Annotated in this window: 19 protein-coding genes; 15 read left to right on the top strand and 4 right to left on the bottom strand. The window is 67.6% G+C overall.

What is annotated here, in order from left to right; genetic code table 11:
* The first annotated feature begins 1 nt into the window (after nt 1).
* Both G9373_RS03490 and fdhD read left to right on the top strand, forming a co-directional pair.
* Nucleotides 2–2,311, top strand: coding sequence for an FdhF/YdeP family oxidoreductase (locus G9373_RS03490; protein WP_167113876.1), 2,310 nt, complete (start codon nt 2–4; stop codon nt 2,309–2,311).
* Nucleotides 2,311–3,132, top strand: a complete 822-nt coding sequence (gene fdhD, locus G9373_RS03485; protein WP_005260941.1) for a formate dehydrogenase accessory sulfurtransferase FdhD — start codon at nt 2,311–2,313, stop codon at nt 3,130–3,132. Before G9373_RS03490 ends, fdhD begins: the two co-directional genes overlap by 1 nt.
* 79 nt (nt 3,133–3,211) lie before the next feature.
* Here fdhD and G9373_RS03480 read toward each other — a convergent pair whose 3' ends face one another.
* The 4 genes from G9373_RS03480 to G9373_RS03465 form a co-directional block, all read right to left on the bottom strand.
* Nucleotides 3,212–4,450 carry a LuxR C-terminal-related transcriptional regulator gene (locus G9373_RS03480; protein WP_167113873.1) on the bottom strand — a complete coding sequence of 413 codons (1,239 nt, stop codon included), beginning with the start codon at nt 4,448–4,450 and terminating at the stop codon, nt 3,212–3,214.
* A 101-nt stretch (nt 4,451–4,551) separates the two neighbouring features.
* Complete coding sequence (locus G9373_RS03475; RefSeq protein WP_054248722.1) at nt 4,552–5,043, bottom strand: Clp protease N-terminal domain-containing protein; 492 nt, start codon at nt 5,041–5,043, stop codon at nt 4,552–4,554.
* Nucleotides 5,040–5,255 (bottom strand): hypothetical protein, encoded by a 216-nt coding sequence (locus G9373_RS03470; protein WP_005565680.1) that lies wholly within the window; start codon nt 5,253–5,255, stop codon nt 5,040–5,042. Before G9373_RS03470 ends, G9373_RS03475 begins: the two co-directional genes overlap by 4 nt.
* Before the next feature lie 59 nt (nt 5,256–5,314).
* Nucleotides 5,315–6,085 (bottom strand): IclR family transcriptional regulator, encoded by a 771-nt coding sequence (locus tag G9373_RS03465; protein ID WP_005260937.1) that lies wholly within the window; start codon nt 6,083–6,085, stop codon nt 5,315–5,317.
* A gap of 213 nt (nt 6,086–6,298) precedes the next feature.
* Here G9373_RS03465 and dctA point away from each other — a divergent pair, with 213 nt between their 5' ends.
* From dctA to aceE, 13 genes are all read left to right on the top strand, one after another.
* On the top strand, nt 6,299–7,732 hold the full coding sequence (gene dctA / locus G9373_RS03460) for a C4-dicarboxylate transporter DctA (protein WP_005260936.1): 1,434 nt from the start codon (nt 6,299–6,301) through the stop codon (nt 7,730–7,732).
* The gene (locus G9373_RS03455) at nt 7,725–8,507 is read left to right on the top strand and encodes an MTAP family purine nucleoside phosphorylase (protein ID WP_005565679.1); all 783 of its coding nucleotides are present in this window, start codon (nt 7,725–7,727) and stop codon (nt 8,505–8,507) included. Before dctA ends, G9373_RS03455 begins: the two co-directional genes overlap by 8 nt.
* A gap of 4 nt (nt 8,508–8,511) precedes the next feature.
* On the top strand, nt 8,512–8,919 hold the full coding sequence (locus G9373_RS03450; RefSeq protein ID WP_005565678.1) for a gamma-glutamylcyclotransferase: 408 nt from the start codon (nt 8,512–8,514) through the stop codon (nt 8,917–8,919).
* A 26-nt stretch (nt 8,920–8,945) separates the two neighbouring features.
* Nucleotides 8,946–9,767 (top strand): TIM barrel protein, encoded by an 822-nt coding sequence (locus G9373_RS03445; protein ID WP_005565677.1) that lies wholly within the window; start codon nt 8,946–8,948, stop codon nt 9,765–9,767.
* A 33-nt stretch (nt 9,768–9,800) separates the two neighbouring features.
* Entirely contained in the window at nt 9,801–10,685 is an 885-nt protein-coding gene (locus tag G9373_RS03440; RefSeq protein WP_005565676.1) for a 2-hydroxy-3-oxopropionate reductase, read from the top strand.
* A 36-nt stretch (nt 10,686–10,721) separates the two neighbouring features.
* The gene (gene gcl / locus G9373_RS03435; protein WP_005260931.1) at nt 10,722–12,527 is read left to right on the top strand and encodes a glyoxylate carboligase; all 1,806 of its coding nucleotides are present in this window, start codon (nt 10,722–10,724) and stop codon (nt 12,525–12,527) included.
* Nucleotides 12,528–12,535: 8 nt separating this feature from the next.
* Nucleotides 12,536–13,687, top strand: a complete 1,152-nt coding sequence (locus G9373_RS03430) for a glycerate kinase (RefSeq protein ID WP_065492301.1) — start codon at nt 12,536–12,538, stop codon at nt 13,685–13,687.
* Nucleotides 13,684–14,742 carry an allantoicase gene (gene alc / locus G9373_RS03425; RefSeq protein ID WP_005571369.1) on the top strand — a complete coding sequence of 353 codons (1,059 nt, stop codon included), beginning with the start codon at nt 13,684–13,686 and terminating at the stop codon, nt 14,740–14,742. Before G9373_RS03430 ends, alc begins: the two co-directional genes overlap by 4 nt.
* A gap of 36 nt (nt 14,743–14,778) precedes the next feature.
* The gene (locus G9373_RS03420) at nt 14,779–16,176 is read left to right on the top strand and encodes an NAD-dependent malic enzyme (protein ID WP_005571371.1); all 1,398 of its coding nucleotides are present in this window, start codon (nt 14,779–14,781) and stop codon (nt 16,174–16,176) included.
* Entirely contained in the window at nt 16,169–17,512 is a 1,344-nt protein-coding gene (gene allB, locus G9373_RS03415; protein ID WP_005571373.1) for an allantoinase AllB, read from the top strand. Before G9373_RS03420 ends, allB begins: the two co-directional genes overlap by 8 nt.
* 201 nt (nt 17,513–17,713) lie before the next feature.
* Entirely contained in the window at nt 17,714–19,237 is a 1,524-nt protein-coding gene (locus tag G9373_RS03410) for an NCS1 family nucleobase:cation symporter-1 (RefSeq protein ID WP_167113870.1), read from the top strand.
* Between the two features lie 12 nt (nt 19,238–19,249).
* Entirely contained in the window at nt 19,250–19,978 is a 729-nt protein-coding gene (locus tag G9373_RS03405) for an aspartate/glutamate racemase family protein (protein WP_005571378.1), read from the top strand.
* A gap of 84 nt (nt 19,979–20,062) precedes the next feature.
* On the top strand, nt 20,063–22,185 hold a 2,123-nt coding region (aceE, locus tag G9373_RS03400), incomplete at its 3' end, for a pyruvate dehydrogenase (acetyl-transferring), homodimeric type (protein WP_346842801.1).

Genomic DNA, 22,185 nt, shown 5'->3' with positions numbered 1-22,185 from the left:
CATGACCGACACCACCGACAGGTACACCTTCGACGAGGACGATGTCGTCGTCACGCACGAGAAATCCTATGCGGCAGGTGTTCCTGCGGTGTTGGTGTCGTTGCGTCGTGGGCTCGAGCAGATGGGTCCGGTGCGCACGGCCCGGACGTTGATGAGGTTGAACCAGCGCGACGGGTTCGACTGTCCGGGGTGTGCGTGGCCGGAGACTCCGGGGCACCGCAAGCATGCGGAGTTCTGTGAGAACGGGGCGAAGGCGGTCGCGGAGGAGGCGACCACCCGAACGGTGACGCCGGAGTTCTTCGCCGCGCATTCGGTGTCGGATCTGCTGGGTCGGACCGAGTTCTGGTTGGGTCAGCAGGGCCGGTTGACGCATCCGATGGTGCTGCTGCCGGGGGCCTCGCATTACGAGCCGATCGGCTGGGACGCGGCGTTCGCGATGATCGCCGGCGAGTTGCGGGCGTTGACGTCACCGCACGAGGCGGTGTTCTACACGTCCGGCCGCACCAGCAATGAGGCGGCGTTCGTGTACCAGTTGATGATCCGGGCGTTCGGGACGAACAACCTGCCGGACTGCTCGAACATGTGCCACGAATCGTCGGGCAGTGCGTTGGTGGAGACGATCGGGATCGGGAAGGGGTCGGTGTCGGTTCCCGACCTCGAGAACGCCGACCTGATCCTGATCGCCGGGCAGAACCCCGGCACCAACCACCCGCGGATGCTCTCGACCCTGGAGAAGGCGAAGGCCAACGGGGCGAAGGTGATCGCGATCAACCCGCTGCCCGAGGCCGGACTGTTGCGGTTCAAGGACCCGCAGAAGGTGCACGGGGTGGTCGGCGACGGTGTGCAGATCGCGGACGAGTACCTGCAGATCCGGATCGGCGGCGACCAGGCCCTGTTCCAGGGACTGGCGAAACTGGTCCTCGACGCCGAGGACGCCGCCCCGGGCACCGTCCTCGACCACGACTTCCTGCGCGAGCACTGCGCCGGGTTCGACGACTACGCCGCCCACCTCCGCCGGAGCGTGGACATGGACACCGTCATCGCCGCCACCGGACTGACCCTGGCCCAGATCCAGCAGACCGCGGAGGCGTTGATCGCCTCGACAAAGACCATCATCTGCTGGGCGATGGGCCTGACCCAGCAGACCCACGGGGTCGCGACCATCCAGGACGCCGTCGCCCTGCTGCTGATGCGCGGGATGATCGGCAAACCCGGGGCCGGGGTGTGCCCGGTCCGCGGGCACTCCAACGTCCAAGGCGACCGGACGATGGGCATCTGGGAGAAGATGCCCGAATCGTTCCTGGCCGCGCTCGACGCCGAATTCGGTATCCGGTCACCGCGCGAGCACGGCCTCGACGCGGTCGACTCGATTCGGGCGATGCGGGACGGGACGGCGTCGGTGTTCATCGGAATGGGCGGCAACTTCGTCTCGGCGACCCCGGACACCGACACCACCGAGGCCGCGCTGCGGGGCTGTGCGCTGACGGTGCAGGTGTCGACGAAACTGAACCGCTCCCACCTGGTCACCGGGCGGACCGCGCTGATCCTGCCCTCGCTCGGCCGCACCGACAAGGACGTGCAGTCCGGGAAGAAACAGCAGGTCACGGTCGAGGACTCGATGTCGATGGTGCACCTGTCCCGCGGCAGCCTCACACCCGCCGGCGACCATCTGCGCAGCGAGGTCGCCATCGTCTGCGGGCTCGCGCAGGCCCTGTTCGGACCCGACCACTCAGTGCCCTGGGCGGAATTCACCGCCGACTACGACCGCATCCGCGATTCCATCGCCCGGGTCATTCCCGGGTTCGAGGACTTCAACACCAAAGTCCGCGGGCCGGACGGATTCGGGCTGCCGCACCCACCGCGGGACGAACGCCGGTTCGTCACCGACACGGGCAAGGCCAACTTCGTCGTCAACGAGCTGCACTGGCTGCCCGTCCCGCAGGGAAAGCTGATCCTGCAGACGATGCGCTCCCACGATCAGTACAACACCACCATCTACGGCCTCGACGACCGCTACCGCGGCGTCAAGGGCGGCCGCCGGGTGCTGTTCATCGCCGCCGAGGACATCGCCGCCCTCGGGTACACCGACGGCGACCGGGTGGACCTGATCTCCGAATGGACCACCCCCGACGGGACGGTGCAGGAGCGCCGCGCCGATGATTTCCGGCTGGTGCCCTACCCGACGCCGGTCGGGAACGTCGCCGCCTACTACCCGGAGACGAATCCGCTGATCCCGCTCGATCACGTGGCCCGCACATCGAACACCCCGGTGTCGAAGGCGATCACCATCCGCCTCGAACGGCGGCCCTGATGGGGCGTGTGACCACCCGGACCCCGGTCACCCGGATCACCGACACCCGGCAGTCCACCCGACCGGACACCGTGGTGGTGGAGGAGCCGCTCGAGATCCGGGTGAACGGGACACCGCTGGCGGTCACCATGCGCACCCCCGGTTCCGATGTCGAACTGGCGCAGGGTTTCCTGCTGACCGAGGGCATCATCGCCGACCGCGCGGACATCGCGTCGATCCGCTACTGCAACAGCGTCGACGACAACGGTGTCAACACCTACAACGTCCTCGACGTCGATCTCGCGCCCGGGGTGTTTCTGCCCGACACCGGAATCGAACGCAACTTCTACACCACCTCCTCGTGCGGGGTGTGCGGGAAGGCGTCGCTGGATGCGATCCGGCAGCGGACGAAGCACTCCCCGGCCACCGACACGGTGCGGGTGCCGGCCGCGACGATCTCGGAGTTGCCCGACCGGCTGCGGGCCGCACAGAAGGTGTTCGAGACCACCGGGGGTTTACACGCGGCCGGGTTGTTCACCCGGACCGGGGAACTGCTCGCGATCAAGGAGGATGTGGGGCGGCACAACGCCGTCGACAAGCTGATCGGCTGGGCCACCGAGCAGAACCGGATCCCGCTGCGGGGCAGCATCCTGCTCGTGTCCGGCCGGGCGTCGTTCGAACTGGCGCAGAAAGCGGTGATGGCCGGCATCCCGGTCCTCGCCGCCGTGTCCGCCCCCTCCTCGCTGGCGATCGACCTCGCCCACGACACCGGGCTCACCCTCATCGGGTTCCTCCGCGGCACCACCATGAACATCTACACCCACCCGGACCGCATCACCTGACGTGAGTGGCAAAGCGTGCGCACGCACACTTTGCCACTCACGTGCGGGGGTCAGTGCCGGATCGGCAGCGCCTCGACGCTCATGCGTGCCTGCCGGTGGTGTCGGCGCGGATGCCGGCCTCGAGGGCGATCGCGCCCGCCTCGCCTCGGGACGCCACCCCGAGCTTCTTCAGCACACCCGCGACATGGAATTTGACCGTGCTCTCGCTGATACCGAGACTGTCGGCGATCGCCTTGTTCCGCTTTCCGGTGGCGAGGTGACCCAGGACCTCGAGTTCGCGGGGGTTGAGGTCGCCGAGTTGCTGTTCGTCCGGTCGCGCCATCGGTATGTCGAGTGGGATCGCGACGGCCACCCGGGAGCCCCACCCGTCGACCGACTCGACGTCTATCCGGCCACCGAGTGTGTGCACCCGGCCGGAGAGTTGCCGCACCAGCGCGTCGGTGTCGAGACCACCGTCGCCGTCGTCGCGGACCTCGACGAGGAGGTTCGCGCCGTCGCAGTCCCAGGCGATGCGGATTCGCTCCAGGGCGGCCTGCGCCGCGAACGCCAGGACGGCGCTCCGCACGACGGCCCGCGCCGCGCTGGCGACCTCGCCGGGCAGCGCGCGACCGTCCACCGGCGGATCGACGTAGTCGACGCGCACGGGCCGGTGCTGGAGCAGCGGCCGCAGTTCGCCCTGCAGCCGGGCGAACGCGGTGGTGACGGCTTCCTCCGCGAGGTTGCGGTCGGACTCGCCCGCGGAACGCAGGGTCACCAGCGCCGCGGACGCCGTCTCGCTCGCCGTGATCCGCGACCGGCGGTCGTCGAGGTCCTTGGATCGCAGCGTCGACAGGATCGATTCGAGCGTCGCCGCGTGCAGGTCCGTCAGCTCCACGATGGTCCTGGCCCGTTCGCTCGACGCCGCCCGTGACTCCGCCAGGTACGCGGGGCTCGCCTGCGCCACCTGATGCCGGATCGACACGGCGACGACGCCGAAGGCGCCGGCCACCAGCGGGACCTCACGAATGCGTTGCCGCGGCTTCGGGAGAACGAGGAGAAGGGTGCCCGTCGCGTCCAGCAGCGCCCACACCTTCCGCTTCACGCCGGCAATCACGGTCTGGTCGTCGAACGGGGTGCCTTCCGTCAGGCGGGTGCGCAACGCCTCCAGTTCGGCGATGGTGACGCGTTCGACCACCGACGGATCGCCGCTGACCTTGCGGGGGCGTCCCGTGCATTCCCGGGTGAAGATCACCAGCGCGGTGTGCGGCCAGATGTCGGCGAGGAACTTGGAGAAGCGGACGGCGATGTCGGGCAGCGGACCGTCGATGACGTCCCGCATGGAACCGAGAACATCTGCAGGGGACACAGAAGTCGAGCTGGGAAGAACCACGTGTCGAGCCTATCCGCGCAGGCGGCGAACACCGGGCCTGGGCCGTCCGCTCACGATGCCGGTTCGGCCCGGGCGGCGTCGACGACGTCGGACCGGACGAGCCCCAGCGATTCCAGTGCCCGCGCCGCGGTGCCGTGCGTGATGGTGGCGACGGCTGCGACGATGTCGGCTCCGACGATCGGTCGCCGTTCCGACTTCGCGAGCGCCACCGCATTTCGGAACGCGGCCTGGGCCGGTTCGGTCAGCCGCAGTGGCCCGGTGCGGGGGCGGCTCAGTGCGCTGGTGGCGACGCGCGCGTCCGTCATGCCTGCCGCCGCGAGGGCTTCCCCGTGTACGCGAATGACCTCCTCGCGCAGTGCGTCCCGGTTCGATCCGAGACGCTCGAACACCCGGCGTGCCGTACCGTCCGGCAGCGCGAACGAGGCGAGCAGCAGGTGCTCGAGGCCCGGCTCCCGGTCGCCCAGCCGGTCGGCTTCGGCCTCCGTTTCGGAGAACAGCGTCTTCATCGTCCGCATGTCGCGCCATGCCCGGGTGAACTTCATCGTGTGCCCCTCGTCTTCGTGTCGGAGGATCGTCCGGGGCCGAGGCGTTTGTGCGCCGCCTGACCCGAGACGCCGAGAGCCTGACCGATGTCCGCCCAGGTCCAGCCGGCGGACAGTGCGTGTGCGACGGCGTCACGCTCGAGCTGATCGGCCTGACGCCGCAGCGCGACGACGGCAGCGAAAGCGGTCGCCGGGTTCGGATCGTCACTCACACTATCAACTTAAGTTGATGATCCGGATCCGTCAACCTTTGTTGATGGGTCGTCCGGCTTCAGAGCGCGGCGTTCTTGTCGAACTCGGTGCCGAGTTCCTTTGCCACGCGCTTGAGTAGCGGCACGATGTGGTCGGCCGACTCGAGGGTGACCCGGGCCGCGGGGCCGGAGACGGAGATGGCAGTGGGGGTCGGAGCGTTCGGCACCGGCACCGAGAAGCAGCGGACACCGATCTCCTGCTCGCCCTCGTCGATCGCGAACCCGCGGTTTCTGCTCAATTCGAGATCGGCGATCAGCATGTCGGGGTCGGTCAGGGAGTTCTCGGTGTACGTCGTCATGCCGGTCCGGCCGACCAGTGAGCGCACGGCGTCATTCGAGAGTTGCATGAGGATGGCCTTGCCGACGCCGGTGCAGTGCGGGTAGACGCGTCGGCCGACCTCGGTGAACATGCGCATCGCGTGCTCGGACGGCACCTGTGCGACGTAGACGGCCATGGTGCCGTCGAGGACGGCCATGTTCGCGGTCTCGCCGGTGCCTCGCACCAGTTCGGACAGGTGCGGCCGTGACCAAGCGCCGATCAGCTGGGTGGCGCTCTCGCCGAGGCGAATGAGCTTGGGCCCGAGCGCGTACCGCCGGGTCGGTAGCTGCCGCACGTATCCGCGGTTCATCAGTGTGCGGATGAGCCGGTGGATGGTCGGGAGGGGGAGTCCGGCCAGGTCGGCGAGTTCGCTGACCCCGATGGACCCGCCGGCGCTCGCCATGATCTCGAGTATGTCGAATGCGCGCTCGACCGACTGCACGCCGCCGGCCGGACTCTGACCGTTCGTCATGTCTGTCTCCATCCTCTGACTGCCCGAGAGCCCCCACATTCTTTCCGTCAGACGGAAAGGGCGCTCCGTATGACGATAGCGCGGGCGCGGCGGATCGCGACGATTCCTTCGCTACATCGGTTGACAAACCTCGGTGTGACGGCGTTCACTATATCGAGATACGAAATACAACTTCCATAATATGGAAAACACCAAGCCCCGAGGGAGGGCCCCGTGTCTGAAGTCGAAATCGCTGCGAAACCCACAAAGCAGCGTTGGTACAGATCACTTTTCGTCCAGGTCCTGATCGGAATTGCCCTGGGCATCGCCACCGGAATCCTGTTTCCGGAGTTCTCCCATCACCTGGCGCCGCTGGGTGAGGGCTTCATCAAGCTGATCAAAATGGTCGTGTCCCCGCTGATCTTCCTGGTGATCGTCACCGGCATCGCCAAAGTCGGCAGCATGAAAGCGCTCGGAAAGATCGGCGGCAAGGCGCTGCTCTGGTTCACGGCCGCGACGACCTTCGCGCTCGGGCTCGGCCTGCTCGTCGGAAACCTCGTCAAGCCGGGTAGCGGGCTCAACATCGACCCGGCCACGCTGGACACCAGCGCCCTGGACGAGAAGACGCAGGGCGGCCACCTGCCGGGTGGCGTCGAGTTCGTCATGCACATCATCCCGACCAGCGTGTTCGATGCGTTCGCACAGAACAACCTGCTGCAGGTGCTGCTGTTCGCGATCCTGTTCGGTGTCGCGCTCGCGTCCTTCAGCGAATCGGCTCCGCCGATCCTGATGGATGTGATCGACCAGACGCTGCACGTCATCTTCCGCATCGTCGGCTACATCATGTACCTGGCACCGCTCGGTGCGTTCGGTGCGATGGCCTTCACCGTCGGCAACTACGGCGCCGGCTCGCTGAAGTCCTTCGGAGTACTCATCCTGGCGTGCTACGGCGCTGCACTGGTCTTCATCGTCGTCCTGTCGATCGTGGTCAAGCTGATCACCGGAGTGAACGCGTGGAAGTTCATCAAGTACTGCCGCGAAGAATTCATGCTCGCCCTGGGCACCGGATCGTCCGAGGCGGTCATGCCCCGCATCATCAAGAAGTTGGACAACGCGGGATGTGACCGCGCCGTCGTCGGTCTGGTGATCCCTACCGGCTACTCGTTCAACCTCGACGGAGCCGCGATCTACCTGTCGCTGGCGATGATGTTCCTGGCGCAGGCGGTCGGGGTGGACCTCGGCTTCGGCGAGCAGCTCGCGATCATGGGCATCCTCATTCTCAGCTCCAAAGGTATGGCGGGTGTGCCGGGGTCGGCCTTCGTCGCCCTGTCCGCGACCGCTGCCGCGATCGGCGCGTTCCCCGTGGCCGCCGTCGCGTTGCTGCTCGGCGCCGACCGGCTCATGGACTCCATGCGCGTATTCACGAACCTGCTCGGTAACTGCCTCGCCACGTTCGTGGTCGCGAACTGGGAGGGCATGCTCGACAAGGACAAGATGCGAGCGGTTCTCGACGGGAAGGTCACACCCGACGACCCGGACGACGTCACCATCCACCCGCACCCGGGGCACGAACACCTCCAGGACGGCCCGGCACGGCCGGCGATCGAGAGGCGCGAAGCGCTGACCACGAACGGGGCCTCGGAAGGAACGGTGAACCACCATGCCTGACACCCAGCCCACCGTCGCAGTGCTCGGCACCTGGGGTTATTACGGACTCCTCGACGACGCCGAGCAGGTTCGGGTCGACACCCCGTACGGTCCGACGTCGGACAGCATCGTCCTCGGGTCGTCAGGGGGCCGCCGGCTCGCCTACCTGACCCGCACCGGACGGCACCGCGACATCCCGCCCCACCGCATCAATGCTCGCGCGAACATCTGGGCCCTGCACAGCCTGGGCGTGCGCACGATCCTCGCGCCCACCCCGTCCGGCTCGCTGCGACCGGCGATCGGCGTCGGCTCGGTCGTCGTGCCCGACCAGCTCGTCGACCGCACCTGCCGCACCGACGACACCTTCCACGACGACGACGTCCACGTGTCCTTCGCGGAGCCGTTCTGCGTCCGCGGACGCCAGGCGGCGGTCTCGACGCTCCGCAGGAGCGGATGGGTGGTCAACGACGGCGGCGTGATGGTGGCGATCCGCGGTCCCCGATACTCGACCCGCGCCGAATCACGCTGGTACGCGGCCCAGGGATGGGACCTGATCAGCATGACCCCGTACCCGGAGGCGGCGCTGGCCCGTGAACTGGGCATGTCCTACACCTGCATCGCCCTGGTCACCGATCACGACGTCATCAGCGACACCCCGTGGCCGGTCACCCAGGACCTGGTGCGCGAAGAACTCGACGCCAACACCAAACGACTACGCGAAGCGCTGCTTCAGGTAGCGATCGAACTGGCAGGGAAGCCCGAACCGGCGACACCTGCCCACGGAAGAAGGAGCTGACACGATGGCCGAATTGTTCTGCAACGGGGGAGCGATGCGTGGCGGAAACCTGCATCACAACGTGTCCGCGCACACGTTCCTCGGCACGGTCCGGACCGCACCGAAGTACCGATTCTTCTCCGTACGTGACGAATTCCCCGCGCTACTGCTGGCGGAGGCCGGGGGAGCCTCGATCGAGGGCGAGCTCTACGACGTGCCGATCGGCGACATTCGCACCGACTTCCTCCCCGAGGAGCCCGAGGAACTCGAGCTCACCGTGATCGAACTGTCCGACGGCCGTTCGGTTCTGGCGGTAGGTCTGCGACCGGGCCTCCTCGAGAGCAGAGCCGGCGAGCTCACCGAGATCACCGATCACGGCGGCTGGCGACGCTATCGCGGCCTGCCCGAGCCCGACAACACCACAGTCTCCTGAACACCCGGAAAGTGAAAGAACAACCGATGGATGCCTTGGCCTACACTTTGAACTGCTCGATCCTGCTCACCGACGTGCCACTCCTGCAGCGCCCGCAGGCTGCCCGCGACGCCGGGTTCGACGCCGTCGAATTCTGGTGGCCCTTCGACACCGCCGTACCGCGGGACAGCGACGTCGACGCGTTCGTGGCCGCGATCGGGAACGCCGGAGTGCAGCTCACCGGGTTGAACTTCGCGGCGGGCGACATGCCGGCGGGGGACCGCGGACTGCTGTCCGACCCGGCGCAGGTCTCGGCGTTCCGCGACAACATCGACATCACCATCGGAATCGGAGAACGACTGGGCACCAAAGCTTTCAACGCCCTGTACGGTAATCGTATCGACGGCACGGATCCGAAGATTCAGGACGACACGGCCGCCGAGAACCTCGCCCAGGCGGGCAAGGCGGCGGACCGCATCGGTGCGGTCGTGCTCGTCGAACCGGTCAGCGGCACGCCGGCGTACCCGTTGAAGAGCGCGGCCGAGGCGATCGCCGTGATCGACCGGGTGAAGGCCGAGCACGGTGTCGACTCGCTCCGGCTCCTCGCGGACCTCTACCACCTCGAGGTCAACGGCGACGACGTCGGCGCCGCGATCGACGCGTACGCCGACCGCATCGGGCACGTCCAGATCGCGGATGCTCCGGGACGCGGAGAACCCGGCACCGGAACGCTCGACATCGACGGCTACCTGAAGAGGCTCGCCGGACACGGCTACCGCGGATATGTCGGGCTCGAATACAAGTCCACCCGGCCGGACACCTTCGACTGGTTGCCCCGCGAACAGCGCGCGTCCCGCGCCGCCCACTGACACACACCACTTTCGACGGAATCGAGGAGACTCGTGAGCACTATCGCATTCATCGGACTCGGAATCATGGGTAGCCCCATGGCCGTTCATCTCGCCAAGGCCGGCCACCGGGTGGTCGGATACAACCGCTCGCCCGAGCGCACCGCGGCACTCGTCGAAGCCGGCGGCACCGCAGCGGACTCCATCGCCAAGGCAGTCGCCGGCGCCGACGTCGTGGCCGTGATGGTCCCCGACTCGCCCGACGTGCAGGCCGTACTCGCCGGTGAGGACGGAGTCTTCGAGCACGCCCCGGCAGGCGCTCTGATCATCGACTTCTCCAGCATCCGGCCCGACGTCACCACCGCACTCGCCGCGCAGGCGGCCGAGCGTGGATTCCGGCTGATCGACGCCCCGGTATCGGGTGGCGAGGCCGGGGCGGTCAACGCCGCACTGTCGATCATGGTCGGCGGCGCCTCGGAAGACTTCGAGTCGGCCAGGCCGATCCTCGACGTCGTCGGGAAGACGGTGGTCCACGTGGGCCCGAACGGATCCGGGCAGACGGTGAAGGCAGCGAACCAGCTGATCGTCGCCGGCAACATTCAGCTGCTCGCCGAGGCGATCATCTTCCTCGAGGCCTACGGTGTCGACACCGCGGCCGCGGTGGAGGTACTCGGCGGCGGGCTCGCCGGATCGGCCGTCCTGAACCAGAAGGCGCAGAAGATGCTGGACCGGTCGTTCGAACCCGGATTCCGTATCGACCTGCACCACAAGGATCTCGGCATCGTGACCAGCGCTGCCCGTGAGGCCGGCGTCGTGACACCCCTCGGCGCCGTCGTCGCCCAGCTGATGGCCTCCGCCCGTGCGAACGGTGATGGTGGCCTGGATCATTCGGGTCTGCTGCGCGGAGTGGAGCGGCTGTCCGGCCGCCCCTCCCAGTGACCCGCCTCAACTCGTAATCCTCGATGGAGAACTGATATGCCTCGTATGCGCGCCGCTGATGCAGCGGTCAAGATTCTGGAACTCGAAGGTGCCACCCAGGCCTTCGGCCTCCCCGGTGCGGCGATCAACCCGTTCTACGCAGCAATGCGCGACCACGGTGGGATCAAGCACGTCCTCGCCCGCCACGTCGAGGGCGCATCCCACATGGCCGAGGGATTCACCCGCGCCAAGGCCGGGAACATCGGCGTCTGCATCGGGACGTCCGGGCCGGCCGGGACCGACATGATCACCGGTCTGTACTCGGCGATGGCGGACTCGATCCCGATCCTCGCGATCACCGGGCAGGCCCCGGTCGCGCGTCTGCACAAGGAAGACTTCCAGGCCGTCGACATCGCCGCGATCGCGGGGCCGGTCACGAAGATGGCGATGACGGTGCTCGAGCCCGCCCAGGTTCCGGGAGCGTTCGCGCAGGCATTTCACCTGATGCGGTCCGGCAGGCCCGGACCTGTTCTCATCGACCTGCCGATCGACGTGCAACTGGCGGAGATCGACTTCGACCCGGACACCTACCAGCCGCTGCCCGTGTACAAGCCGGCCGCGACCCGGGCGCAGGCGGAGAAGGCCCTCGACATGCTGGGGGCCGCCGACCGCCCGCTGATCGTCGCCGGCGGCGGCATCATCAACGCCGACGCCGCGGATCTGCTCGTGGAACTGGCGGAACTGCTGGACGTTCCGGTGGTGCCGACGCTGATGGGCTGGGGAACCATCCCGGACGACCACCGCCTCGCCGCGGGCATGGTCGGTCTGCAGACCGCCCACCGGTACGGCAACGCCACCATGCTGGCGTCGGACTTCGTCCTCGGCATCGGCAACCGCTGGGCCAACCGGCACACGGGCGGTCTCGACACCTACCGCAAGGGGCGCAAGTTCGTTCACGTCGACATCGAACCCACCCAGATCGGGCGCGTGTTCGCACCGGACTACGGGATCGTGTCCGACGCCAAGGCGGCGCTCGAACTGTTCGTCGCCGTCGCGAAGGAGCGGAAGGCCGCCGGAACCCTCGCGGACCGCAGCACCTGGGTCGAGGACTGTGCCACCCGGAAGCGGACCATGCAGCGCAAGACCCACTTCGACGACGTCCCGGTCAAACCGCAGCGGGTGTACGAGGAGATGAACCGCGTCTTCGGGCGCAACACCCGGTACGTCAGTACGATCGGGCTCTCGCAGATCGCCGGCGGCCAGTTCCTGCACGTCTACAAGGCGCGTAACTGGATCAACTGCGGGCAGGCCGGGCCGCTGGGCTGGACCATCCCCGCCGCCCTCGGAGTGGTTGCCGCGGAGCCGGAGACGCCCGTCGTGGCGCTGTCCGGTGACTACGACTTCCAGTTCATGATCGAGGAACTGGCGGTGGGCGCCCAGTTCAACCTGCCGTACATCCATGTCGTGGTGAACAACTCCTACCTGGGACTGATCCGTCAGGCGCAGCGCGCCTTCGACATGGACTTCTGCGTGCAGCTGGGCTTCGACAACATCAACACCCAGGAAGCAACCGAACACGACGTGCTGCCCGCGGTCCCGAAGGGGTACGGCGTCGATCACGTCAAGGTCGCCGAGGGGCTGGGCTGCAAGGCGCTTCGGGTCACCGAGCCCGGCGAGATCGCCGGCGCCCTCGAGAAGGCCCGTGAGCTCGCCGGTGAGCACAAGGTGCCGGTGGTGGTCGAGGTCTTCCTCGAGCGGGTCACCAACATCGCGATGGGAACCGAACTCGACAACGTCGCCGAGTTCGAGGATCTGGCGGAGAGCTGGGAGCACGCTCCCACAGCCCTCATGCTGCTGGACTAGGGGGCACCGTGACACGTGTACTGGTCGCACCCGACAAGTTCAAGGGGTCTCTCACGGCCGCGGAAGTGGCGGACGCCCTCGCCGACGGACTCCTGGCCGGTGATCCGTCCTGGGTGATCGATCGTGTCCCGGTCGCGGACGGCGGCGACGGCACCGTCGCTGCGGCCGTCGCCGCAGGGTGGTCTCCGGTCACGGTGGCCACCACAGGGCCGACGGGTCGGCCCGTCACCTCGTCCTACGCGGTGCGCGGCTCGACCGCTGTCGTCGAACTGGCTTCGGCCGTGGGCTTGGTGCTGCTCCCGGACGGTGTGGCGGACCCCTTGGGTGCCAGTACATTCGGACTCGGCACCGTCGTCAGGCACGCGCTGGAGGGGGGAGCTCGCGAGATCACCGTCGGTCTCGGGGGCAGCGCGTCAACCGACGGCGGTGCCGGCTTGTTACAGGCCCTCGGCGTGCGAGTCCTCGACGCCGACGGCAACGAGGTCGCGCGGGGGGGAGCGGCGCTGCGCCGGGCCGCCCGGGTCGACCTGACCGGTCTCCACCCGGCGGCGCGTGCGGCGCACTTCCGGCTCGCCTGCGACGTCGACAATCCGCTCCTCGGCCCGACCGGGGCCACCGCCGTGTACGCAAGCCAGAAAGGCGCGGCCGCAGAAGAACTGGTCGTGCTCGAGGACGCCATGACCCGGTGGGCGCAGGTCGTGCGCGCCGCGACCGGCCGCGACGACAGCCGGGTCGCGGGGGCGGGCGCTGCGGGAGGCGCGGCGTTCGGCGCGATCTCGGTGCTGGGGGCCGACACCCGGCCCGGCATCGACACGGTCCTCGGGCTCGTCGACTTTCCCGGAAGACTCGCGGGGGCGGACCTCGTCATCACCGGTGAGGGGTCACTCGACGAGCAGAGCCTCCACGGCAAGGCGCCGATCGGCGTCGCGACCGAGGCGCGCAGGGCCGGAATCCCCGTCCTCGCCGTATGTGGCCGAAACCTGCTCAGCGACATTCAATTGCACAGCGCCGGTATTTCCGCGGCATACGCGCTCGCGGACCTGGAACCGGACCTTCATCGATCGATCAGGGATGCGGCGGAACTACTGCGCCGGATCGGCTGCACGATCGCGGCATCGACTGCCGAACCCGCACCACTCAGCACACGAGGAGAATCATGACGTCACCCGACTTCACCGCACTACCCGACCTCGCCTCACGCGCCCTCGGCGGAAGCGTATCCGCGGCCAACGACGAACTGTTCGCCCAGCGTGAGAACCTCATCAAGGCGGAGGCGCCGTTCTTCGACCCGTCCGATTTCGGGCACAAGGGCAAGGTGTACGACGGGTGGGAGACCCGCCGCCGCCGCGACGACGGCCACGACTACGCGATCGTCCGACTCGGGGCCGCGGGCGTCATCCACGGGATCGTCGTGGACACCGCGCACTTCAAGGGCAACTACCCGCCCTTCATCTCCATCGAGGCGGCGTCGATCGAGGGCTACCCGTCCATCGAGGAGGTCATGAAGGCGGATTGGCAGACCATCGTCGAGAAGTCCCCGGCCGAGGGTGATGCCGCGAACGCCTACGCCGTCGCCGACCGGCACCGGTGGACACACGTGCGGCTGTCGATCTACCCCGACGGCGGCGTCGCGCGGTTGCGTGTGCACGGTGAGGTCGTGCCCGACCCCCGGTTCCTCGACGGGACGGTGGACCTGCTGGCCGCGGAGAACGGCGGACGCCTCGTCGGCTGCTCCGACGCGTTCTACGCGTCGCCCGCGAACATCATCCTTCCCGGGCGGGCGCGGAACATGGGGGAGGGCTGGGAGAACTCCCGGCGTCGTGGCGGCGGAAACGACTTCGCGGTGTTCTCGCTGGCCGCGGCCGGCATTCCCCGGCACGTCGAGATCGACACCAGCTACTACGTGGGGAATGCGCCCGGCTGGGTGCGGCTGAGCACCGCCGACGCGCGGACCGCCGACATCGCGGACGAGAGCGCGTGGACCGAACTGCTGTCCCGCACAGCCGTGCAGCCCGACACGAGGCACCGCTTCGTTCTGGACGCCACCGATGCGGCGACGCACCTGCGACTCGACGTCTACCCCGACGGCGGCCTGTCCCGGCTGCGGCTGTTCGGCGACCTCGACGCGACCGCGCTGTCGGAGACGCGCCGCACCTGGTGGGAAGCCCTTCCCCAGAGCCATCAAGCGCTCGTCGCCGACCAGGCGCCGCGCTAGTCCGAGCCCCTACCTGACGAACCCGAGGAAACACGCATGCCCAATCCCAGTCCCGGTTACTCCATCACCGTTCGCGTCACGGCCCCGGTCGGCGCAGGCACCACCTCGACTCTCGCGGGGGCGGTGGCCTCCGTGAAGGGCGCCATGACCGCGCTGGACGTGGTGGAGAGCCACCCCGACCACATGGTCATCGACGTGACGTGCGACGCCTCCGACGTCGAACATGCCGAGCAGATCGCGTCCGCGATCGCCGACGTGCCCGGCGTCGTGGTCGGCAAGGTCAGTGACCGCACGTTCCTGCTCCATCTCGGCGGGAAACTCGAAGTGGTGCCGAAGGTTCCGCTCAAGCACCGCGACGACCTGTCCCGCGCGTACACACCCGGCGTCGCCCGGGTCTGCACCGCGATCGCGGAGAACCCCGAGGACGTGCGGCGGCTGACGATCAAGCGCAACACCGTCGCGGTCGTCACCGACGGCTCGGCCGTGCTGGGTTTGGGCAACATCGGCGCCGCCGCGTCGATACCCGTGATGGAGGGCAAGGCGGCCCTGTTCAAGCAGTTCGCGGACGTCGACGCGTGGCCGGTCTGCCTGGACACCCAGGACACGGACGCGATCGTCGAGATCGTCCGGGCCCTCGCTCCGGTGTACGGCGGAATCAACCTCGAGGACATCTCCGCCCCGCGCTGCTTCGAGATCGAGGCACGGCTCCGCGAGATGCTGGACATCCCGGTGTTCCACGACGATCAGCACGGCACCGCCATCGTGGTTCTCGCCGCACTGACCAACGCCCTGCGGGTGGTCGAGAAGAGCCTCGACACGGTGAAGATCGTGGTCTCGGGTGTCGGCGCCGCCGGACACGCGATCATCCGACTGCTGGTCGCGCAGGGTGCGACGAACATCGTGGCGTGCGGGCGGAACGGAATCCTCTCGCCGGACGACACGTCCGACTCGTTCCGTTCCTGGATCGCGAACAACACCAACCCGGAAGCGCGGTCCGGATCGCTGCGGGACGCACTGGTCGGCGCGGACGTGTTCATCGGTGTCTCTGCCCCGGACATCCTGACCGGCAGCGACATCGAGACGATGGCGGAGCGGTCGGTCGTGTTCGCACTGGCCAACCCGGTGCCCGAGGTCGACCCGGTCGCGGCCGGCAGGCACGCGGCGGTCGTCGCGACCGGCCGGTCGGACTTCCCGAACCAGATCAACAACGTGCTCGCGTTCCCGGGCGTGTTCCGGGGCCTGCTCGACGCGCACGCCGTCGAGATCACCGACGACATGCTCATCGCGGCCGCCCGCGCGATCTCCGATTCGGTGTCTCCGTCGGAACTCAACCCCACGTACATCGTGCCGAGCGTGTTCGATGCCGCAGTCGCCCCGGCCGTGGCGGCGGCGGTGCGCGGCGTCGCCGGCGCAGGTCGTGAAGACGATGTCTGACCGGCTCGACCTGCTGTTCCGTGCCCCGCGGGTGATCACCGCGGCGGGAGAGGTCGCCCGCTGCGTGGGTGTGCGGGACGGCCGGATCGTCGTCATCGAACCGATCGGCGCTCAGCTCGACGCCGAGGTGGTGGTCGAGCTGGGCGACGACGAGGTGCTGATCCCCGGTCTCGTGGACACGCACGTGCACGTCAATGAACCGGGCCGCACCGAGTGGGAGGGGTTCGCGAGCGCGACCCGGGCCGCAGCCGCCGGTGGAGTGACCACGATCGTCGACATGCCGCTCAACAGCATCCCACCGACCGTCGACGCCCTGGCACTGGACGTGAAACGCCGGGTCGCCGCCGATCAGGCGTACGTCGACGTCGGGTTCTGGGGCGGCGCAGTGCCCGGCAACGTCCCGGACCTGCGGGCACTGCACGACGCGGGCGTGTTCGGGTTCAAGTGCTTCCTTCTGCACTCCGGCGTCGACGAGTTTCCGCCGCTGGATCCGGCCGAGCTCGAACTGGCGCTGAAGGAGATCGCCGGGTTCGGGGCGATGATGATCGTGCACGCGGAAGATGCGCACGCCATCGACCGCGCGACGTCACCCGGCGGCGAGAACTATGCGGACTTCCTCGACTCGCGGCCGCGGGGCGCCGAGAATCTCGCCATCGCGGAGGTTATCGAGCTGGCGCGGTGGACCGGGTGCCGGGTGCACATTCTGCACCTGTCGAGCTCCGACGCGTTGCCGATGATCGCGTCGGCACGCAAGGACGGCGTGAAGCTCACCGTGGAGACGTGCCCGCACTATCTGTCGTTCGTCTCGGAGGAGATTCCCTCGGGAGCAACGCAATTCAAGTGCTGCCCGCCGATCCGCGAGGCCGGGAACCGTGAGCTGCTGTGGCAGGGACTGGCCGACGGCGTGATCGACTGCGTCGTCACCGATCACTCCCCGTGCACGGTCGACCTCAAGAGATTCGACATCGGCGACTTCGGTGTGGCGTGGGGCGGCATCGCCTCGCTGCAGGTGTCACTGTCCGCGGTGTGGTCGGAGGCCAAACGTCGCGGGCACAGCCTGAACGACGTGGTCCGGTGGATGGCGGAGAACCCCGCCGAACAGGTCGGGCTGAACACGAAAGGGCACATCGCGCTGGGGTATGCGGCGGATTTCGCCGTGTTCGCGCCCGAGGAGGCGTTCGTCGTCGACGCGGCCGCCCTGCAGCACAAGAATCCCGTCTCCGCCTACGACCGGCGTGCCCTCGCCGGCGTCGTGCGCAGTACCTGGCTGGCCGGCAAGCGGATCGACCTCGACGAGGCCCCCCGGGGCCGGCTGCTCAGCCGCGGTCTGGCCTGACGCCGCCGCACCCTTGCATGGGTCTGGATCCGAAAGATCTAGTGCTACAGCGGGTTTGTCGTGTTCCGGGTGGTAGGGAACCAAGATATATCCTGCGGAAATCATTGACCGGTCACTGTTGCCTGGCTCACACTTGGAGGGACAATGGAACAAGCTTTCCGTGATACGGAAGTTCGTTCGCCGCCACGCAAGGACAGGCACATGCTCATAGACGACACAGTCTCGCGGCACACCGCTACCGTCGCGACGCCGACGCCGACGCCGACAGCGACCAAGACGAGTACCACACTCTACAACCTGGACCTGGCACCCACGAAGGCCTCGGGTCGCCGCTGGGGTAGCTACAGCATCTTCACGTTGTGGACCAACGACGTCCACAACATCGCGAACTACTCGTTCGCCATCGGCCTGTTCGCGCTCGGACTGGGTGGCGGCCACATGATCCTGTCGCTCATGATCGGAGCGGTCATCGTCTGCGTCGCGATGACCTACGCCGGCTTCATGGGACAGAAGACGGGCGTGCCCTTCCCCGTGATGAGCCGGATCAGTTTCGGAATCCGCGGCGCCCAGATTCCCGCCATCGTCCGCGCGGTCATCGCGATCGTCTGGTTCGGAATCCAGACCTACCTCGCGTCGATCGTCTTCCGGATCTTCCTCGTCGCCGTGGCGCCGTCGCTCGACCGCTTCGACCAGAACTCGATCCTCGGACTCTCCAGCCTCGGATGGATCTGCTTCATCGGGATCTGGGCGATCCAGATCGTCGTCCTCGTCTACGGGATGGAGGCCGTGCGCCGATTCGAGAGCCTGGCCGGCCCGCTGATCCTGGTCACGGTCGGCTCGCTCGCCCTGTGGATGCTGTTCCGCGCCGACTTCTCCATCGCGTGGACGTCCGATCAGCCCGCCTCGGGCGGGGAGATGTGGCGGCAGGTCTTCGCAGGCGCGGCCCTCTGGATGTCGATCTACGGCACCCTGATCCTCAACTTCTGCGACTTCTCGCGGCGCTCCCCGTCGAAGACCGCCGTCGTGCGCGGCAACTTCTGGGGACTGTTCGTCAACGTCCTCGCGTTCGCCGTCATCGCGTTCATCCTGTGCGGCGCCCAGTTCCAGATCGACGGCACCATCATCGACAGCCCCACCGACATCGTCGCGGCGATCCCGAACACCCTGTTCCTGTCGCTGGCCTGCCTCGCCCTCGTGATCGTGACGATGGCCGTCAACGTCATGGCGAACTTCGTCGCACCGTCGTACGTGCTGTCGAACCTCGCACCCGAGAAGATCAGCTTCCGCAAGGCCGGCATCATCAGCGCCTGCATCGGCGTGGTCCTGCTGCCCTGGAACCTCTACGACAGCCCCGTGGTGATCAACTACTTCCTCGGCGGCCTCGGCGCCGTCCTCGGCCCGCTGTTCGGCATCATCTTCGTCGACTACTGGTTCATCCGCCGCACGAAGGTCGACGTACCCGCCCTCTACTCGGACAGCCCGACCGGACCCTACTACTACCGCAAGGGATTCAACCTGCGGGCGATCTATGCCCTCGTTCCCGCCGCGCTCGTCAGTACCCTGTTCGCGATCGTCCCCGCCTTCCATCTCGTCGCCCCGTTCTCCTGGTTCATCGGCGCCGGCCTGGCGGCAGCAATCTACGCGGTCGTCGGCGACCGCACCCGGCAGTACGTGGACGTGTCCGGCGAGTCCATCGCCGTGGACAGCGGCCACGGCGACCACTGACAGGAGCTTTCGATGCGCATTCTCGTCGTCAACGTCAACACCACCACGTCCATCACGGACGCCATCGCCAAACAGGCCGAGGCCGCCGCGGCACCCGGTACCGAGATCGTCGGGCTCACACCGGAGATCGGTGCGGAATCCGTGGAAGGAAACTTCGAGAGCTACCTCGCCGCGATCGCGGTGATGGACCGGGTGCGGTCGTACCCGGAACCGTACGACGCGGTGATCCAGGCCGGATACGGCGAACACGGCCGGGAAGGCCTGCAGGAGTTGCTCGACGTACCCGTCGTCGACATCACCGAGGCGTCCGCAAGTATCGCAATGATGCTGGGGCACAAGTACTCCGTGGTCACCACGCTCGACCGCACCGTGCCGCTCATCGAAGACCGGCTCCGGCTCGCGGGCCTCGACGTCAAGTGCGCGAGTGTACGCGCGAGCGGTCTGCCCGTCCTCGCGCTGGAATCCGACCCCGAGCGCACGATCGAGGCGATCGTCGACGAGGCCGAAGCTGCTGTGCGCGAAGACAAGGCCGAGGTGATCTGCCTCGGTTGCGGTGGAATGGCCGGCCTCGACGACCGAATCCGGGATCGCACCGGCGTTCCGGTGGTCGACGGCGTCAGTGCGGCTGTCAAGTTAGCGGAATCTCTTGTAGGGTTGGGTCTCTCGACTTCGAAGGTGCGCACCTACGCGCCCCCGCGTCCCAAGCAGATCACGGGATGGCCGCTCGCGAAACCGCGGTAGTCACCTGTGCAGTGAGTTGTACAGCTTCGTCCTCACCCCGGACGGCCACTACGGCGCCCTATCCCGCGCCCGCAACGATGGAGTATCCCTTTGCTCGAACAGACCACGACCTCCGTAGACACCGGCCGCGCCGGCTCGGTTCGCGTCATCCGTGAGGGTGTTGCGTCTTATCTGCCGGATATCGACCCGGACGAGACCACGGAGTGGTTGGAATCGTTCGACGGACTGTTGGACCGGTCCGGACCGACCCGTGCCCGGTATCTGATGTTGCGGATGCTCGAGCGGGCCGGGGAGAAGCACGTCGCCCTGCCGGCGTTGACGTCGACCGATTATGTGAACACCATCCCGACGGAGAACGAGCCGTGGTTCCCGGGTGACGAGGAGACCGAGCGCCGGTATCGGGCGTTCATCCGGTGGAACGCGGCGGTGATGGTGACCCGGGCGCAGCGGCCGGGGGTCGGGGTCGGTGGCCACATTTCGACGTATGCGTCGTCGGCGGCGCTGTACGAGGTGGGGTTCAACCACTTCTTCCGCGGCAAGGATCATCCCGGTGGTGGGGATCAGATCTTCATTCAGGGGCATGCCTCGCCGGGCATCTACGCCCGCGCCTTTTTGGAGGGGCGGATCCCGGCGGAGCGGATGGACGGGTTCCGGCAGGAACACTCGCACGCCGACGAGGGCGGCGGGTTGCCGTCGTACCCGCACCCGCGGCTGCTGCCGGACTTCTGGGAATTCCCGACCGTGTCCATGGGTCTGGGCCCGATGAACGCGATCTACCAGGCCCGGTTCAACCACTACCTGCACGACCGCGGCATCAAGGACACCTCCGACCAGCACGTGTGGGCGTTTCTGGGTGACGGCGAGATGGACGAACCCGAATCGCGGGGTCTGGCGCATGTGGCGGCCACCGAGGGCCTCGACAACCTCACGTTTGTGGTGAACTGCAACCTGCAGCGCCTCGACGGCCCGGTCCGCGGCAACGGCAAGATCATCCAGGAGTTGGAGTCGTTCTTCCGCGGCGCCGGCTGGAACGTGATCAAGGTGGTCTGGGGCCGCGAGTGGGACGCACTGCTGCACGCGGACCGCGACGGCGCCCTGGTCAACCTGATGAACGTCACCCCGGACGGCGACTACCAGACCTACAAGGCCAACGACGGCGGGTACGTGCGCGAGCACTTCTTCGGCCGGGATCCGCGGACGAAGGAACTGGTCGCGAACCTGTCCGATCAGGACATCTGGAACCTCAAGCGCGGCGGCCACGATTACCGCAAGATCTACGCCGCGTATGCGGCGGCGATGGCGCACAAGGGGCAGCCGACGGTGATCCTGGCGCACACCATCAAGGGCTACACCCTGGGCAAGCACTTCGAGGGCCGCAACGCCACCCACCAGATGAAGAAGCTGACCCTCGATGATCTGAAGAATTTCCGGGACCTGCAGCGCATCCCGATCTCCGACGAAGAGTTGGAGAAGGACCCGAAGATGCCGCCGTACTACCACCCCGGCCCCGATGCCCCGGAAATCCAGTACATGCTCGACCGGCGCCGCGCGTTGGGTGGGTTCCTGCCGCAGCGCCGCACCAGCCCGGCGCCGTTGCCGCAGCCGGCGGACTCGACCTACGACGTGGTCCGCAAGGGCTCCGGCAAGCAGCAGGTCGCGACCACCATGGCGTTGGTGCGGATCATGAAGGAATTGTTGCGGGACAAGGAGATCGGCAAGCGGATCGTGCCGATCATCCCGGACGAGGCCCGCACCTTCGGGATGGACTCCTGGTTCCCCTCTTTGAAGATCTACAACCGCAACGGCCAGCTGTACACCGCGGTGGATGCGGACCTGATGCTCGCCTACAAGGAGTCGGAGATCGGGCAGATCCTGCACGAGGGCATCAACGAGGCCGGCTCGACCGCCTCGTTCACCGCGGTCGGCACCTCCTACGCCACCCACGGTGAGCCGATGATCCCGCTGTACATCTTCTACTCGATGTTCGGGTTCCAACGCACCGGCGACGGCCTGTGGGCCGCCGCGGATCAGATGGCCCGCGGCTTCGTGCTCGGCGCCACCGCCGGCCGCACCACCCTCACCGGCGAAGGCCTCCAGCACGCCGACGGGCACTCGCTGCTGCTGGCCTCGACCAACCCGGCCGCCGTCGCCTACGACCCGGCGTTCTCCTACGAGATCGCGCACATCGTCAAGGACGGGCTGCGCCG

The sequence above is a fragment of the Rhodococcus sp. A14 genome, assembly GCF_011603105.1.
GTDB classification, from domain to species: domain Bacteria; phylum Actinomycetota; class Actinomycetes; order Mycobacteriales; family Mycobacteriaceae; genus Rhodococcus_F; species Rhodococcus_F opacus.
This window is presented reverse-complemented; position numbering and strand designations above follow the sequence as displayed.